The 15,295-nt window shown below is 71.1% G+C and carries 12 protein-coding genes; 8 read left to right on the top strand and 4 right to left on the bottom strand.

Annotated elements, in window-relative coordinates; genetic code table 11:
* Positions 1-258 precede the first annotated feature (258 nt).
* Together IFU40_RS09130 and IFU40_RS09125 are read left to right on the top strand one after the other, a co-directional pair.
* Positions 259-1,623: a hypothetical protein gene (locus tag IFU40_RS09130; RefSeq protein ID WP_191926126.1), complete on the top strand. Its 1,365-nt coding sequence runs from the start codon at positions 259-261 to the stop codon at positions 1,621-1,623.
* Between the two features lie 23 nt (positions 1,624-1,646).
* On the top strand, positions 1,647-3,209 hold the full coding sequence (locus tag IFU40_RS09125) for a S8 family serine peptidase (protein WP_191926125.1): 1,563 nt from the start codon (positions 1,647-1,649) through the stop codon (positions 3,207-3,209).
* Positions 3,210-3,215: 6 nt separating this feature from the next.
* Here IFU40_RS09125 and IFU40_RS09120 read toward each other — a convergent pair whose 3' ends face one another.
* The gene (locus tag IFU40_RS09120; RefSeq protein ID WP_191926124.1) at positions 3,216-3,845 is read right to left on the bottom strand and encodes a DUF1028 domain-containing protein; all 630 of its coding nucleotides are present in this window, start codon (positions 3,843-3,845) and stop codon (positions 3,216-3,218) included.
* Between the two features lie 160 nt (positions 3,846-4,005).
* On the opposite strand from IFU40_RS09120, the gene IFU40_RS09115 reads away from it, so the two are divergent.
* From IFU40_RS09115 to IFU40_RS09095, 5 genes are read left to right on the top strand one after another with little or no spacing between them, the layout of a single operon-like run.
* Positions 4,006-5,535, top strand: a complete 1,530-nt coding sequence (locus IFU40_RS09115; RefSeq protein WP_191926123.1) for an ABC transporter substrate-binding protein — start codon at positions 4,006-4,008, stop codon at positions 5,533-5,535.
* A gap of 57 nt (positions 5,536-5,592) precedes the next feature.
* Positions 5,593-6,558, top strand: coding sequence for an ABC transporter permease (locus IFU40_RS09110; protein WP_191926122.1), 966 nt, complete (start codon positions 5,593-5,595; stop codon positions 6,556-6,558).
* A complete protein-coding gene (locus tag IFU40_RS09105; protein ID WP_082509347.1) occupies positions 6,555-7,541 on the top strand; it encodes an ABC transporter permease in 987 nt (328 codons plus the stop codon). Before IFU40_RS09110 ends, IFU40_RS09105 begins: the two co-directional genes overlap by 4 nt.
* On the top strand, positions 7,538-9,163 hold the full coding sequence (locus tag IFU40_RS09100) for a dipeptide ABC transporter ATP-binding protein (protein ID WP_191926121.1): 1,626 nt from the start codon (positions 7,538-7,540) through the stop codon (positions 9,161-9,163). Before IFU40_RS09105 ends, IFU40_RS09100 begins: the two co-directional genes overlap by 4 nt.
* 21 nt (positions 9,164-9,184) lie before the next feature.
* Positions 9,185-9,778: a helix-turn-helix domain-containing protein gene (locus IFU40_RS09095; RefSeq protein ID WP_055835421.1), complete on the top strand. Its 594-nt coding sequence runs from the start codon at positions 9,185-9,187 to the stop codon at positions 9,776-9,778.
* A 195-nt stretch (positions 9,779-9,973) separates the two neighbouring features.
* Here IFU40_RS09095 and IFU40_RS09090 read toward each other — a convergent pair whose 3' ends face one another.
* The 3 genes from IFU40_RS09090 to IFU40_RS09080 form a co-directional block, all read right to left on the bottom strand.
* On the bottom strand, positions 9,974-11,401 hold the full coding sequence (locus IFU40_RS09090; protein ID WP_191926120.1) for an APC family permease: 1,428 nt from the start codon (positions 11,399-11,401) through the stop codon (positions 9,974-9,976).
* Positions 11,402-11,534: 133 nt separating this feature from the next.
* Positions 11,535-12,929, bottom strand: coding sequence for an aspartate aminotransferase family protein (locus tag IFU40_RS09085; protein WP_191926119.1), 1,395 nt, complete (start codon positions 12,927-12,929; stop codon positions 11,535-11,537).
* The gene (locus tag IFU40_RS09080) at positions 12,926-13,396 is read right to left on the bottom strand and encodes an Lrp/AsnC family transcriptional regulator (protein ID WP_055835427.1); all 471 of its coding nucleotides are present in this window, start codon (positions 13,394-13,396) and stop codon (positions 12,926-12,928) included. The genes IFU40_RS09085 and IFU40_RS09080 overlap by 4 nt, the downstream gene beginning before the upstream one ends.
* A 179-nt stretch (positions 13,397-13,575) precedes the next feature.
* Here IFU40_RS09080 and IFU40_RS09075 point away from each other — a divergent pair, with 179 nt between their 5' ends.
* Positions 13,576-15,255, top strand: coding sequence for a cellulase family glycosylhydrolase (locus tag IFU40_RS09075; protein ID WP_191926445.1), 1,680 nt, complete (start codon positions 13,576-13,578; stop codon positions 15,253-15,255).
* Positions 15,256-15,295 lie beyond the last annotated feature (40 nt).

The raw sequence follows: 15,295 nt of genomic DNA, 5'->3' as shown, positions 1-15,295 counted from the left end.
TCTACCGGCGCCCCGCCCGCGCCGCCGGATCGGCGAGGTCGTGCGCCCCGACGGGTGATGTTCCGGGTGAGCCCTGCCGTCTCCGGGCGCCCGCCGCGCGTCGGGAACGGCAGCCGGATGCCGCGTCCTCGGCGCTGCTCACCCGCTCCGGCCCCCGCGGCCGCTCGCCGGACCCGCCCCTCACCCCGGGCATCGTCGCGAGAACGCCGTGTGCCACGGCGCCGGTCGCCCCGCGGCCGACGACGGGAAGGATGACCGGTGCGTCACAACCTCGACGGCCCCCGGGCTCGGATCGACCTGTCCGGTGCCGCCCCGAGTCGGCGCGCCGTGGTGGTGGCGGGCACGTGGGCGGTTCCCGCCCTCGCGCTCGTGGTCACGAGCCCGGCCTTCGCGGTGTCGGGGGTGACGTTGTCGTTCTCGTCCGGCTCCTACGCGGGAGTGCCGTGCGAGGACATCACCGACGCCGTCGTCCACGCGGCCACGGGCGGCGTCCCCCAGGCGGGGGTGAGCGTGGTGCTCCAGCTCTCCGACGGCTACACCTTCGATGCGGCCGCCGTCACCGCCACCGTCGTCACCGACGCCGACGGCACGGCCCCGTGCGGGACCATCCACGTTCCGGGCAGCGGCGCGACCGGCACCCTGGCCGCCTCGGCGAGTGGCGCGACGAGCGCCTCGGCCACCCTCACCGCGTTCAGCGGACGGCTGCTGATGACGCCGGGGACGCTGTCGGCGGTCTCGCTGGTCCCCGCGGGGGCGGTGCCCCTCGCCCACGACCTCTTCCTGCACGACGCCGCGCTCTACCGCGCCGGTGTCGGGGTCGTGTACACCGGGGTGGCAGCCGCGGGCGCCCTCGCCGAGGCGCCCGCGAAGAACGAGGCCTTCCTGCTGCCCCTGCGTCTCGAAGACGGCTCCGCCGCGGTATACGACACGCAGGCCGGGACGGTCGTCCCCGTCGTCGGCATCCCCTCCGGGGCGACGCCCGTGGCGGCCGATCTGTTCCTGGCGGGCACCACCGTCTACCGCGCCGGCGTCGCGATCGCCACCGATGTCGCCGCCTACGGCCAACTGCTCGAGCACGAGCAGGGCGCGGGCGGCACCGGACAGTTCGAGCTGCCCTACCGCGCCCTGGACGGGACGCCGCGACTGCTGCGCACCCCGCTCGACGAGACGCGCGCCGCCTTCGAGTTCGGCAGTCCCGCGGGGCCGCCGACGGGGGCGACGCCGATCGCCGGCGACCTATTCGCCGCCGACGGCTCGATCTACCGGGTGAGTTGGGACGGCGACTGCCCGTACGGCGCCGGTGTCGTGGCCACGGGGATCGCGTCGTGGGGGACCCTCACCCCAAACCCGTCGTACCTCGGCGAGCGAGTGCTGCCCGTCGTCACCGCGGCGGGCGCGCCGGCTGTGTTCATGGTGTCGGGCAACACCGTGCGTGAAGCCACGGCCGTCCCGAACGGCGCGACCCCGATCGGTGCCGACCTGTTCCTGCTCGGCGAGAGCATCCACCGCGACGGCGACGGCGTGGTCGCCACCGGCGTGGCCGCGGTCGGGTACCCCGTGCCCGCGGCGTCGGGGTCGTCGCAGATCGTCATCCCCCTCGCATCCGTGGCGCCCTCATGTTGAGCCGTCCGCACGAAGGAGAACCCGTGACCCCCACTCCTCGCCCGCCCGGGCGTCGCCCGTCCGGTGCTCGTCGCTGGTGGACGGTCGGCATCGTCGGGGTCCTGCTGACCACGGCGGGCGTGGTCGGTGTGTGGCCCTCCGCCCCCGCGACGCCGGAGGCCGCGGCCTCCCCGCCGCCGGCGCCCGCGGTCGCGGCGGCGACCCCGTCGTGGTCGGAGGCGATCGGCATCCCCGCGGACGCCACCGAAGAGGAGCGGCTGCGGATCGAGCTGTCGTACGACCTCGTCGCCGTGCCGACCGCGCGCTACGACCAGCTGCGCGCCCTGCCGGACGTCGCGGAGGTGAGCCCCGTCACGCGCGGCGACACGGTCTACGTCGCCGTGCCCGCCACCGAGGTGCCGGCGATCCTGGCGGTCATCCCCGAGGCCCGCTTCCTGCCCAACGAGATCGTGACGGCGTCGGCGGATCAGACCCCCACCCCCTCGTGGGGTCTGGATGCCGTCGACAACACCGCCGCCCTCACCGACGACCACTACCTGTACGACTCCACCGGAGCGGGCGTCACGGCGTTCATCGTCGACAGCGGCGTGCAGTCCTCGCATCCCGACTTCGGGGGGCGCGTCGACGCCGCCAACGGTCACAGCGAGGTCGACGACGGTCGGGGCACCGAGGACTGCAACGGTCACGGAACCCACGTGGCGGGCACGGTCGGCAGCACCACATACGGCGTCGCCAAAGACGTGCGAATCGTGCCCGTTCGCGTGCTCGGCTGTGGTCGGGAGGGCTCGGGCCTCGCCCTGCTGTACGCCATGTTCTGGATCTACGACAACCACGACGGGGCGAACGCGGTCATCAACATGAGCCTGGGTCTGCCGCGCAACGCCTTCGTCGACGACATCATCGACGACGGGATCGAGCTCGGTTTCGTGATCGTCGTCGCCGCCGGCAACGAGACGCAGGACGCGTGCAACGTCTCGCCCGCAGGCGCTCCCGATCTGCTGACCGTCGGAGCGATCGACTCGAGCCGCACCCTCGCGTGGTACAGCAACTACGGTCCGTGCGTCGACATCCTCGCCCCCGGCTCGGGGATCACCTCGACCTACCTCGACTCCTCGACTGCGGTGTTCGACGGGACGTCGATGGCCACGCCGCACGTCGCCGGCCTCGCGGCCCGTCTGCGTCAGCTGCACCCCGCCTGGGGCCCGGCCGAGGTGCAGGCCGCGCTGACGACGGCGGCGGCGACTGGCCACGTGGCCGATCTCCCGGCCGGGACGCCGAACCTGCTGGCCGCCCTCCCCGCTGTTCCCCGCATCACCGCGCTGACGGCCACCGCCGACCCCGCGGGTGTCGCGTTGGCCTGGACCACCAACGACATCGGCACGCCCACCGCCTTCTCGGTGACGGTGACCGACACCTCGACCGGTCGCGCCTATCCCGTGGTCATCGCGGGTCTTCGCGGATCGACCGTCTTCACCGAGGTGGCATCCGGTCGCACCTACAGCGTGAGCGTCACGGGCACGGTGCGGATGCCGGCGGGAACGGCGTCGACGACCGAGACGGTCACCACCGAGTACACCGCGCCGTAGCGCCCCTCACCACCGGGCGCGGGCGGGTGCCTCGGCATCCTGCCCCGCGAGGCGGCGGAGGCGCGCCAGCTCCGGAACAGGGTCGGTGTGGTCGTCGACGCGCAGATCGAGCAGGGTGTCTGTGCGGGAGGCCACCAGCAGCGCGGCGCTCTGGCGGCCCCGCGCATCGCCCCCGGCCCCGTCGCCCGCGGCGAGCGTCGCCAGCAGTCGCTCCGCCAGATCGATTCCGGCCGTCGCCGTCCAGGTCTCGGCCATCGCCTCGAGCACCTCGCCGCCGACGAGCAGGTTGCCGACGAAGACGGCATCCGGCCCCACCCGGTGGCCCGCCCAGGCGGTGATGTCGGCGCCGGAGCGCGCCGCACCGTCGCCGGCCCAGCCGAGCACGGCGACCTGCCGCAGGCGCGACCCGTCGTCCCAGTCGGGGACGCGCGCGACCGCCGCGGCCGCGTCGGATCCCGCCCGCATCTCGTCGAGCAGCAGCGCACGCAACGAGCGGTTGGTCCACGCCTGACTCGCCACGACGCCCACCGCCGGGGCGACCGCGAGCACCGAGGCGCCGACGGCGAGCGATCTGCTCGCGGTGGCGGCGCCGATCCGCCCGCGCAGAGGGTCGCGGCCGAGGACGGTGAAGGTCATGGATGCTCCCGAGGGGTCGGCGAGGGGCGCCCGGGGGGACGACGGCGGTTTGTGAAGATCGTGTTTCGGTGCCGGCCGGGGCTTGTGTCCGTCCCCATGCTTGCACATACTGATCGAAACATCATCTAAATGATGATTCGCTCACCCGATTGGCATCCACATGAACACGCGCATCACACTCGGCATCGCCGGCGCGCTCGCCGCGACCCTCGCCCTCGCCGGCTGCTCGGCCGGTCAGGGCGTGGACCTCGGCGACTCCGGCACCGCCTCCGGCCAGACCCTCGTCGCCGCGATCGGCGGTGAGCCCGACCAGCTCGACCCGCAGAAGACGACGTCGTACTTCGCGTTCGAGGTGCTCGAGAACGTCTACGACACCCTCGTCGCGCCCGACGCGGCACTCGAGATGCAGCCCGCGCTCGCCGAGAGCTGGGAGACCAGCGACGACCAGCTCACGTGGACCTTCCACCTGCGAGACGGCGTCACGTTCCACGACGGTTCCGCCTTCACCAGCGAAGACGTCGTCTACTCCTACCGCCGCATCATCGACGAAGAGCTCTCCAACGCGTGGAAGTTCGCCACCGTCGCCGACGTCGCCGCCCCCGACGACGCCACCGTCGTCATCACCGTCACCCAGCCCACCCCCAACCTGCTGTCGAACCTCGGCGGCTTCAAGGGCATGGCGATCGTCGAGAAGGCCAACGTCGAATCGGGCGACATCACCACCGCGCCCGTCGGCACCGGCCCCTTCTCGCTCAGCGACTACACCGCCGGCGATCACATCACCCTCACCGCCAACCCCGACTATTGGGGTGGCGCACCGTCGCTGGGCGGCGTGGAGTACCGCTTCATCTCGGAGCCGGCGACCGCCCTCGCCTCGCTCAAAGCCGGCGACATCGACTGGACCGACGTGGTGCCCGCCCAGCAGGTCGAGCAACTCGGGAACGACAGCGCGGTGACCCTCGGCCTCACCCCCTCCAGCGACTACTGGTACCTCGCGCTCAACGAGGCCAAGCAACCGTGGAGCGACGTGCGCGTCCGCCAGGCGATCGCGTACGCCATCGATCGGGATGCCATCGTGCAGGCCGTCAGCTACGGCACCGCCGAGAAGAACCAGCTCGCCATCCCGACACAGAGCGTGTGGTACACCGAGTACGACCAGTACTCCACCGACGTCGACAGGGCGAAGCAGCTGCTCGCCGAGGCCGGGTACACCGGCGGGACGCTCGATCTGCTCGCCACGAGCGACTACCCCGAGACCGTGACCGCGGCCCAGATCATCGCCGCCAACCTCGAACCCCTCGGCATCCAGGTGCAGATCCGTCAGCCCGACTTCTCCACCTGGCTCGACGAGCAGAACTCCGGCAACTTCGACATGCTGATGATGGGATGGCTCGGCAACATCGACCCCGACGACTTCTACTACTCGCAGCACCACACCGACGGTGCGAGCAACGCGCAGAAGTTCTCGGACCCCGACGTCGACCGCCTGCTCGACGCCGGTCGGGTCGAGACCGACGCCGACGCCCGTAAGAAGCTGTACGCGGACGCCGCGACGATCATCGCCGACAAGGCCAGCTACATCTACCTCTACAACCCCTCGGTGACCCAGGTGTGGTCGCCGGCCGTGACGGGGTACGAGACCCGGGCCGACCGCGCGATCCGCTTCGCCGGCACCAGCCTCGACAAGTGATCCCCGCCGTGGGGGCGCCGGGTCGGCGCCCCCACGGCTCGAACAGAGGAGGGACCCATGAGGATCGCCCCCGCACAGGTGCTCCGATTCATCGGCACGCGCGTGCTGTCGTCGGCCGTGGTGCTGCTCGGCGTGCTGATCGTCGTGTTCGCCCTGGTGCACCTCGTGCCCGGTGACCCGGTGCGTCTGGCCCTCGGCACCCGGTACACCCCCGAGGCGTACGAGGCGCTGCGCACGGCATCCGGTCTCGACCGCCCCCTGCCCGAGCAGTTCGTCTCGTACGTCCTGCACGCCGTCACCGGCGACTTCGGCGTCAGCTTCCGAAACGGTCAGCCGATCACCACGACCCTCCTCCAGCGCCTGCCCGCCACGGTGTCCCTCGCCGTCGTGGGCCTCGTCGTCGCCCTGCTCATCTCGCTCCCCGCCGGGGTGTACTCCGCCCTCCGCGAGGGACGCGTGAGCGACGTCATCGTGCGGCTGAGCAGCCAGTTCGGCGTCTCGATCCCCGACTTCTGGCTCGGGATGCTGCTGATCTCCCTCTTCTCCGTGACCCTCGGATGGCTCCCCGCCAGCGGGTACGTCGCCCTGACCGACGACCCGGCGGGGTGGCTGCGACAGGTCGCGCTGCCCGGACTCACCGTGGGTCTCGTCGCGGGCGCCATCATGACGCGCTACATCCGCGCGGCGGTCATCGACGTGGCCTCGGCCGGATACGTGCGCACCGCGGTGTCGAAGGGGCTGCCGCGGCGCATCGTCGTGTCGCGGCACATCGTGCGCGGAGCACTGGTGCCGGTGCTGACGATCGCCGGCATCCAGCTCGCCACCATCCTCGGCGGGGTGATCGTCGTCGAGGTGGTCTTCGCCTGGCCGGGCCTCGGCCGCCTGGTCTACGACGCCGTCGCGGCGCGCGACTACCCCCTCATCCAGGGGGCCGTGCTGCTGGTGGCCGTCATGTTCATCGTCGTCAACCTGATCGTCGACGTGCTCTACGCCGTCGTCGACCCGAGGATCCGAGCCGCATGAGTGCCACCGACCCCGCCCTCGTCCCCGCCGCGGCTGCGCCCGCGACTCCCGCCCGCGTGGCATCGTGGCGCCTGCTCGCCGCGAACCCCCTCACCGTGGCCGCCGCCGTCGTGCTCGCGATCATCGTGGTCGCCGCGCTCCTCGCCCCCTGGATCGCGCCCTACGGCGTGAACGAGATCGACGTCTCCCGAGCGCTCACCGCGCCGAGCCCGGCCCACTGGTTCGGCACCGACGAGCTCGGCCGCGACGTGTTCTCGCGCGTGCTGCGGGCGGCATCCACCTCGCTCACGATCGCCGTGATCGCCGTCGCCCTCGCCCTGGTGCTGGGCCTGCTGCTGGGCGTGGTCGCCGGCTACGCGGGCGGCGCGGTCGATGCGACCCTGATGCGCGTGGTCGACGTGATGTTCGCCTTCCCCGTCCTGCTGCTGGCGCTCGCCATCATCGCGATCTTCGAGCCGGGCATGCTCACCACGACCATCGCCATCGGCGTCGTCTACACGCCGATCTTCGCCCGCGTCGCCCGGGCCAGCACGTTGTCGCTGCGGACGTCGCCGTTCGTGCAGGTCTCGCGCAGCATGGGCACGCCCGCCCCGATGATCCTCGTGCGCCACGTGCTGCCGAACATCGGCGGTCCGGTGGTGGTGCAGACCTCGCTCTCGCTCGCGTTCGCGATCCTCTCCGAGGCGGCGCTGTCGTTCCTCGGCCTCGGGATCCAGCCGCCCGCGCCGTCGTGGGGCGGGATGCTGTTCACCGCGCAGGGCTTCCTCGCCCAGGCGTGGTGGATGAGCGTGTTCCCGGGAGCGGCGATCTTCGTCACCGCCCTCGCGTTCAACCTGCTGGGCGATGGTCTGCGCGACGGACTCGACCCCCGCCAGCGCACCATCATCGAAGCGCGCCAGGGTCAGCGCCGGAGAGAGCGCGTCGCCGCCGCCCTCTCGCGCAGGTCGACTCCGACGCACCGTGACGGAAAGAGCACACGATGAACGTTCTCGAAGTGCGCGATCTGCGCGTCGCGATCGGCGAGACCGCGATCGTGCGGGGCCTGGACTTCTCGGTGGAGCGGGGCCAGACCCTCGGCATCGTGGGGGAGTCGGGTTCCGGCAAGTCGCTCACGGTGCTCGCCGCCACCGGGCTCATCGACGCCCCGGGGCGACGGGTGAGCGGCTCCAGCGTGCTGCGGACGAGCCCGGATGCCGCGGGCCTCGAACTCGTCGGAGCGTCGGAGGCCGCGCTCCGCTCGGTGCACGGCGACTCGGTGGGCTTCGTCTTCCAAGACCCCTCCACCTCTCTCAACCCGTTCCTCACTGTGGGGCGACAGATCGCGGAATCCCTCGAGGTGCACCGGGGACTGTCCCGCCGGGCGGCGCACACCCGAGCCGTCGAGCTGCTCGAGGCCGTCGGCATCCCGGACCCCCAGGAGCGCGTCGAGGCCTACCCGCACCAGTTCTCGGGCGGGCAGAAGCAGCGCGTGATGATCGCGATCGCCCTGGCGTGCGACCCGGCCCTGCTCGTGGCCGATGAACCGACCACCGCCCTCGACGTGACGACCCAGGCGCAGATCCTCGACCTCGTGCGCGAGCTGCAGCGCGATCGCGGGACCGCGGTGGTGTGGATCAGCCACGATCTCGGCGTCATCGGGCAGGTCGCCGACGACGTGCTCGTGCTCCGCGGCGGCGAGGCCGTCGAGCAGCGCGCGCTCGCCGAGGTGTACGCCGACCCTCGCCACGCCTACACGAAGGAGCTGCTCGCGGCGCGTCCCCGGGTCGTGGCCGGAGCCGGTCCCGCGCCCGCGCCCGCGGCGGCCCCGCTGCTGCGCGTAGCGGGGCTGGACGTGCGCTTCGCCGTACAGACGCCCGCGGGGCGCCGCACGGTGCACGCCGTCGACGACGTTTCGTTCACGGTGCGCCGCGGAACGACCCTGGCCCTGGTGGGGGAGTCGGGGTCGGGCAAGTCGACCATCGCGAACGCCCTCACGGGTCTGATCGCCCCGCACGCGGGCACCGCGACCCTCGCCGATGCGCAGGGACCGGAGGTGCGCGACGTGCTGCGCGCGCGGCGGCGCGAGCGTCGACGCGTGGCGATGGTCTTTCAGGACCCCTTCGCCTCGATCGACCCCCGCCGCACCGTCGCGGATGCGATCGCCGAACCGCTCCGCGTGCACCGGCTCGTCGGGGCGACGACCACCGCGCGCTCGGCCCGCGTCGCGGAGCTGCTCACCCTCGTCGACCTCGACCCGGAGTTCGCGCGCCGCTACCCGCACGAGCTGTCGGGTGGCCAGCGTCAGCGGGTCTCGATCGCCCGCGCCCTGGCCCTCGAGCCCGAACTGATGATCCTCGACGAGGCCACGGCCTCGCTCGACGTCTCGGTGCAGGCGCGGGTCCTGCAGTTGCTCCGGCGCCTGCAGCTCGAGCAGGGGCTGACGTACCTGTTCATCGCCCACGACCTCGCGATCGTGCAGCAGATGAGCCACGACGTCGTCGTGCTCCGGGGCGGCAGGGTGGTCGAGGCAGCGCCCGCGGCCGAGCTGTTCGCCCATCCCCGCGAGGACTACACGCGCGCCCTGCTGGCGGCGGTGCCACCCGACGGTCCGCGCGTACGGGCGTGACGGCGATACGCTGACACGGTCATGACTCGAGCCACGGATGCCGACGAGCAGCGCGCCGTCGAGACCCTCGGGGCCGCGGTACGCGATGCCCGCAAGCGCCTCGGCCTCAGCGTGCACGCCCTGTCCGAGAAGGCCGGGGTGAGCTTCGGGCTGGTCAGCCAGCTCGAGCGCGGCCTCGGCAACCCCTCGCTGCAGTCCCTTCAGCGTCTGGCCGGGGCGCTCGGCATCCCGGTCGGACAGCTCTTGGACGAACCCGCCGTGCCGCTGGCCGTGGTGACCCGCGCCAAGCGTCACGTCATGCCCACCGCCGCCGACGCCCCGGCCCACCAGCGTGCCGTCCGCGAGCTGCTCACGCCGCGGGGCGAGTCGATGCTGCAGCTCATCCGCTCGACCCTGCCGGCGGGGTTTACGAACGAGGCCAGCCCGTTCCGCCACATCGGCACCGAGACGGTGACGGTCGAGGCGGGCGTCCTCGTCGTCTGCCAGGCCGACCGGCGCGTCGAGCTGCACGCCGGCGACACCGTGACCTACGGCTGCTCGGCCCCGCACTGGTGGGCGAACGGCCACGACGGCGAGACCGTCGTGCTCGGAGCGGTCACCCCGTTCGAGCGCTGACCCCGTTCGAGCGCTGACGCCGTTGGCGAAGCGTGCCGGACTCCGGATGAACCGGCCGTTCGAGCCGCTTTCTCGCTCATGGCCCGCGTGTGACCGCGATGACTCAGGAGTTCGGCACGCTCCCCGGTCGGCGGCGGCACCGTCACGGCCGCGGCATCCCGGAACAAAGGGAGGCCGCGGCCGTGATGCCGGGACTCAGATCTCGGAGCGCGGACCGGAGACGGTCTTGTTCACGCCCGTCACCGGCTGGTTCTCGTCGAACGAGGCGATGGGCCGCCGGAAGCCGCGGGTCAGGATCACGAGGTAGACCACCCCGAGCGTCGTCCAGATGAGACCGCCGATCAGGGCGTGCCCGTCGAGATTGACCCACAGCAGGGCGGTCAGCAGCAGGCCGATGGTGGGCATGACGATGTACCGCACGATGTCGCCGGGGGTCTTGCGCAGTCCCCGGCGGATCGCGAACCAGGCGATGACCGAGATGTTGACGAACGAGAACGCCACGAGTGCGCCGTAGTTGATGTACGCGGCGATCTGCTCGAGGGTGAACTGGATCGCGAGCAGGCTCACGACGCCGACGATCACGATCGAGAACGTGGGGGTGTGCGTCTTCGGGTTGATGAAGCCGAAGATCCGGCGCGGAAGCACGTTGTTGCGTCCCATCACCATGAGCATGCGAGAGACCGAGGCGTGCGAGGCGAGCCACGACGCGAGGGTCGCGGCGAAGCCCGCCGCCGTGAGCACGGCCTGCAGCACCGGGCCGCCGACCTGCACTCCGATCTCGGGAAGCGTGCTGTCCTCGATGGCCTCGGGAGGGAACGCGGTCGAGTCGGGGAAGCGCAGCTGCGTCACGTACGAGGCGACGAGGAAGATCAGGCCTCCGACGACGAGGGTGAGCAGGATCGCCCGCGGCATGATCTTGGGGGTCTTCGCCTCTTCGGAGTACATCGACACCGCGTCGAAGCCGATGAACGAGAAGCACACGACGGTGGCTCCGGCCAGGACGGCGCCGAACTGCACCTCGCTGTGGGCGAAGGGGGCGAGCGACACGGCGGTTCCCGCGCCCGCACCGCCCACGAGCTGCACGACGACCATCACGACGAAGACGGTCATGACGAGGATCGAGAACACCAGCAGGATCATGTTGACGTTCGAGGTGCCCCGCATGGTCAGGTAGATCACGAGGGTCACGCCCGCGGTGAAGACGACGACCCAGATCCAGCCGGGGATGTCGGGGAAGAGCGCCTCCATGTAGCTGCGCAGGATGAGGGCATTCACCATCGGCAGCAGCATGTAGTCGATCAGCGCGGTCCAGCCGACGACGAAGCCGACGCCCGGGTGGATGGCCTCGCGGGCGTACGTGTACGCGGAGCCCGCGCTCGGGATGACGCGGACCATCTTGCCGTAGCTGATGGCGGTGAACACGAGCACGACGAGGGCGACCGCGTAGGCGGCGGGCACGACGTTGTTGGTCTTCTCGGCGACGAGGCCGAAGGTGTCGAAGACGACGGTGGGGGTCATGTACCCCAGGCCCAGGCCGACGATCGACCAGAGTCCCAGGGTGCGGGCCAGTTTCGCGCCCGAGTTCGTGTGCGCGGCCGTGGCGGCGCGGGTGTTGTCGTTCATGGCTCCTCCAAGAGGGTGCGGCCGCGCGCGCTCGGCGCGAAGCGGGATGGTGTCGGGTACAGCATCAGGAGCACCGCTCAGGGGTGGGAGCGGGAGAGGGATGCCGGCATCGGTCGGGCCGGCATCCCGGGGGTCAGAGGCGGGTCCAGGCCTCGGTGAGGACGGAACGCAGGATCTGCTCGATCTCGTCGAACTCGGCGGGACCGATGGTGAGGGGCGGCGCGAGTTGGATCACGGGGTCGCCCCGGTCGTCGGCACGGCAGTACAGGCCGGCGTCGAAGAGGGCCTTCGACAGGAAGCCGCGCAGCAGGCGCTCGGACTCGTCGTCGTCGAAGGTCTCTTTGGTCGCCTTGTCCTTGACGAGCTCGATGCCGAAGAAGTACCCGTCGCCGCGCACGTCGCCGACGATCGGCAGGTCGTTCAGCCGCTCGAGGGTCGAGCGGAAGATCGGGGAGTTCGTGCGCACGTTCTCGAGCAGGCCCTCCTCTTCGAACACGTCGAGGTTCTCGAGTGCGACCGCCGCCGAGACGGGGTGTCCGCCGAAGGTGTAGCCGTGCGGGAAGGTCGCGTCGCCGTGGGCGAACGGCTCGTAGATGCGGTCGCTGATGATCGTGCCGCCGAGGGGGGAGTATCCGCTGGTGACCGCCTTGGCGAACGTGATCATGTCGGGCTGGTAGTCGTAGGCGGCCGCGCCGAAGTAGTGGCCGAGTCGGCCGAACGCGCAGATCACCTCGTCGGAGACGAGGAGCACGTCGTACTTGTCGCAGATCTCCCGCACGCGCTGGAAGTACCCGGCCGGGGCGGGGAAGCAGCCGCCCGCGTTCTGAACCGGCTCCAGGAACACCGCGGCCACCGTCTCGGGGCCCTCGAACTGGATCATCTGCTCGATGCGGTCGGCGGCCCACAGGCCGAACTCCTCGGGCGTCCCGCCCCCGAAGCCCGACTCCTCGGCGCGGTAGTAGTTGGTGTTCGGCACCCGGAAGCCGCCGGGGGTGACGGGTTCGAACATGTGCTTCATGACCGGCAGGCCGGTGATCGCCAGGGCGCCCTGCGTCGTGCCGTGGTAGGCGATCGCGCGCGAGATGACCTTGTGCTTGGTGGGCTTGCCCTGCGTCTTCCAGTACTGCTTGGCGAGCTTGAAGGCGGTCTCGACCGCCTCACCGCCGCCGGTGGAGAAGAAGACGTGGTTCAGGTCGCCGGGGGCGAGGTGCGCGAGGCGTTCGGCGAGCTGGATCGCGGCGGGGTGCGCGTAGGACCACAGGGGGAAGAACGCCAGTTCCTCAGCCTGCTTCGCCGCGGCCTGGGCGATGCGCCGACGGCCGTGACCGGCGTTGACGACGAAGAGACCGGCGAGGCCGTCGATGTACTTCTTGCCGGTGGCGTCGAAGATGTGGTGGCCTTCGCCCTTGACGATGATGGGAACACCCGGGCCGTCGGTCATCGTCGACTGGCGGGAGAAGTGCATCCACAGGTGGTCGCGGGCCTTGGCCTGGAGGTCGGTGTGCAGATCGGTGTCGAGAAGGGTCATCGCGTTCCCCAGTTGTAGAGCTGTCGGTGGAGCTTCAGATAGACGAACGTCTCGGTCGAGACGATGTCGGGCAGCGACCGGATGCGGTCGTTGAGCAGGTCGATCAGGTCGTCGTCGCTCTCGCAGACGACCTCGACGAGCAGGTCGAACGACCCGGCCGTGGAGACCACGTAGGTCACGCCGGGCAGCTCGGTCATCGCGGCCGCGGCGACCCGGGTGTCGCCCGAGACGCGCACGCCGATCATGGCCTGGCGCGCGAAGCCGAGCTGCAACGGGTCGGTCACCGCCACGATCTGCAGGATGCCGGCATCCTGGAGCTTCTGCACGCGCTGGCGGGTGGCGGTCTCACTGAGACCGACGGCTTTGCCGATCTCGGAGTAGGAGCGCCGCCCGTCCTCCTGCAGCTGCTCGACGATCGCCTTCGACACTCGGTCGAGGACGGCGGTGCGATCAGTGAGGGGAGCCATGATCGGCGACGGTATCAGCGCTGAGCGACCTTTATCAATGATGTTTTCGGCATTTACCGGGGCGTAACAACGCGGAAACCGTCGAACGTGCAGTGCGGAACCTCGCGGTGGGCGTCTTCGGGACGAGCCCGCGTATCCCGGGCGCGTCGCGCCCCGTTACGATGACCGCGGGGGTGCGCATGTCCGGGTGGCGGGAACGATGGCGGTCGACGCGTCGCGCGGTCGTGCGCGGGGCCGCGATCGCCGCGGCCGCGACGCTGCTGGCATCCGGTGCCGTGGCCGCCCCGGCGGCGTCTGCGGCGCCCTCGCTTCCGGGCTGGTTGTCGACCCGCGGCTCGACGATCGTCACGGCGTCGGGCACTCCCTTCACCATCAAGGCGGTCGCCTGGTTCGGCATGGAGACCTCGAACTGCGCCCCGCACGGCCTGTGGTCGATCTCGCTCGACGCGGGACTCGACGCCATCGCCGGCATGGGGTTCAACGCCATCCGCCTCCCGTTCTCGAACGAGTGCCTCGCGGCCAAGACCTCCAACTCGATCAACGGTTCGGTCAACGCCGACCTCGTCGCCCTCACACCGCTGAGGCTGATGGACACCGTCATCGCGCGCGCGAAGGCCCGCGGGATCTCGGTGATCCTCGACCGGCACAGGCCCGACTCGGGCGCGCAGAGCGAGCTGTGGTACACCGCGCAGTACAGCGAGAAGCGCTGGATCGACGACTGGAAGATGCTCGCCGCCCGATACAAGAACGAGCCGGCGGTCATCGGCGTCGACCTGCACAACGAGCCCCACGGCCCCGCCTGCTGGAACTGCGGCGACCCCGCGCGCGACTGGCGCGCGGCGGCCACCCGCGCCGGCAACGCCGTGCTGTCGGTCAACCCGAAGCTGCTGATCGTGGTCGAGGGCGTCGAGCGTCAGAACGACGGCACGAACACGTGGTGGGGCGGCGGCTTGAAGGACGTGCGGTCGGCGCCCGTCACCCTCTCGGTGAAGAACCGCGTCGTCTACTCCCCGCACGAGTACCCCGCGACCGTCCACGCCCAGGAGTGGTTCTCGGCACCGAACTATCCGGCGAACCTCGAGGGGATCTGGGATGCCAACTGGGGCTACCTGGTGCGCCAGAACATCGCCCCCGTGCTGCTCGGCGAGTTCGGCACCAAGCTCGAGACCGACAGCGATCGGGCCTGGCTGAAGACGCTCGTCGCCTATCTCGCCAAGACGAAGACGAGCTACGCGTACTGGTCGTTCAACCCCAACAGCGGTGACACCGGCGGCCTCGTCGCCGACGACTGGAGGACCCCGCAGAAGGCGAAGCTCGCGGCCCTCGCGCCCATCCTCACGCCGGTGGCGACGCCCAAGCCCACGACGAGCCCGAAGCCGTCCTCGTCGCCGAAGCCCTCGGTGAGCGTCAAGCCGACGACGGTTCCGCTGCCGTCGACCAGCCCCAAGCCCACGTCGAGCCCGAAGCCGTCATCGAGCCCGAAGCCCACGTCGAGCCCGAAGCCCACGTCGAGCCCGAAGCCCACGTCGAGCCCGTCGTCGTCGCCGAAGCCCTCCTCGTCGGCGGCCCTCCGCGCGGAGTGGATTCCGCAGAGCGCGTGGGGCGAGGGCTACGTCGCCGAGCTGGCGCTGACAGCCACCGGGTCGGTGAAAGCCTGGACCGTGACCTTCGACGCCCCCGGAACCACGGCCATCACCAGCGCCTGGGGCATGACGTGCAGCGTGACGGGCTCGAGAGTCACCTGTCACGGCGACGGGTACGGCGCCGTGCTCAGCCCCGGCCAGACCGTGCGCGTGGGGCTGCAAGCGGCGGCCACGCGCGCGCCGACGTCTCCGAAACTCACCGTCGCGGCATCCTGACCCGACCTGGGCTCGTCGTCGGGCGGGCCGTTGCTGCCGG

The sequence above is a fragment of the Microbacterium sp. CFBP 13617 genome, from assembly GCF_014839445.1.
Lineage (GTDB): Bacteria > Actinomycetota > Actinomycetes > Actinomycetales > Microbacteriaceae > Microbacterium.
The sequence above is the reverse complement of the archived record's forward strand: the minus strand, read 5'-3'. Positions and strand labels throughout refer to the sequence as shown.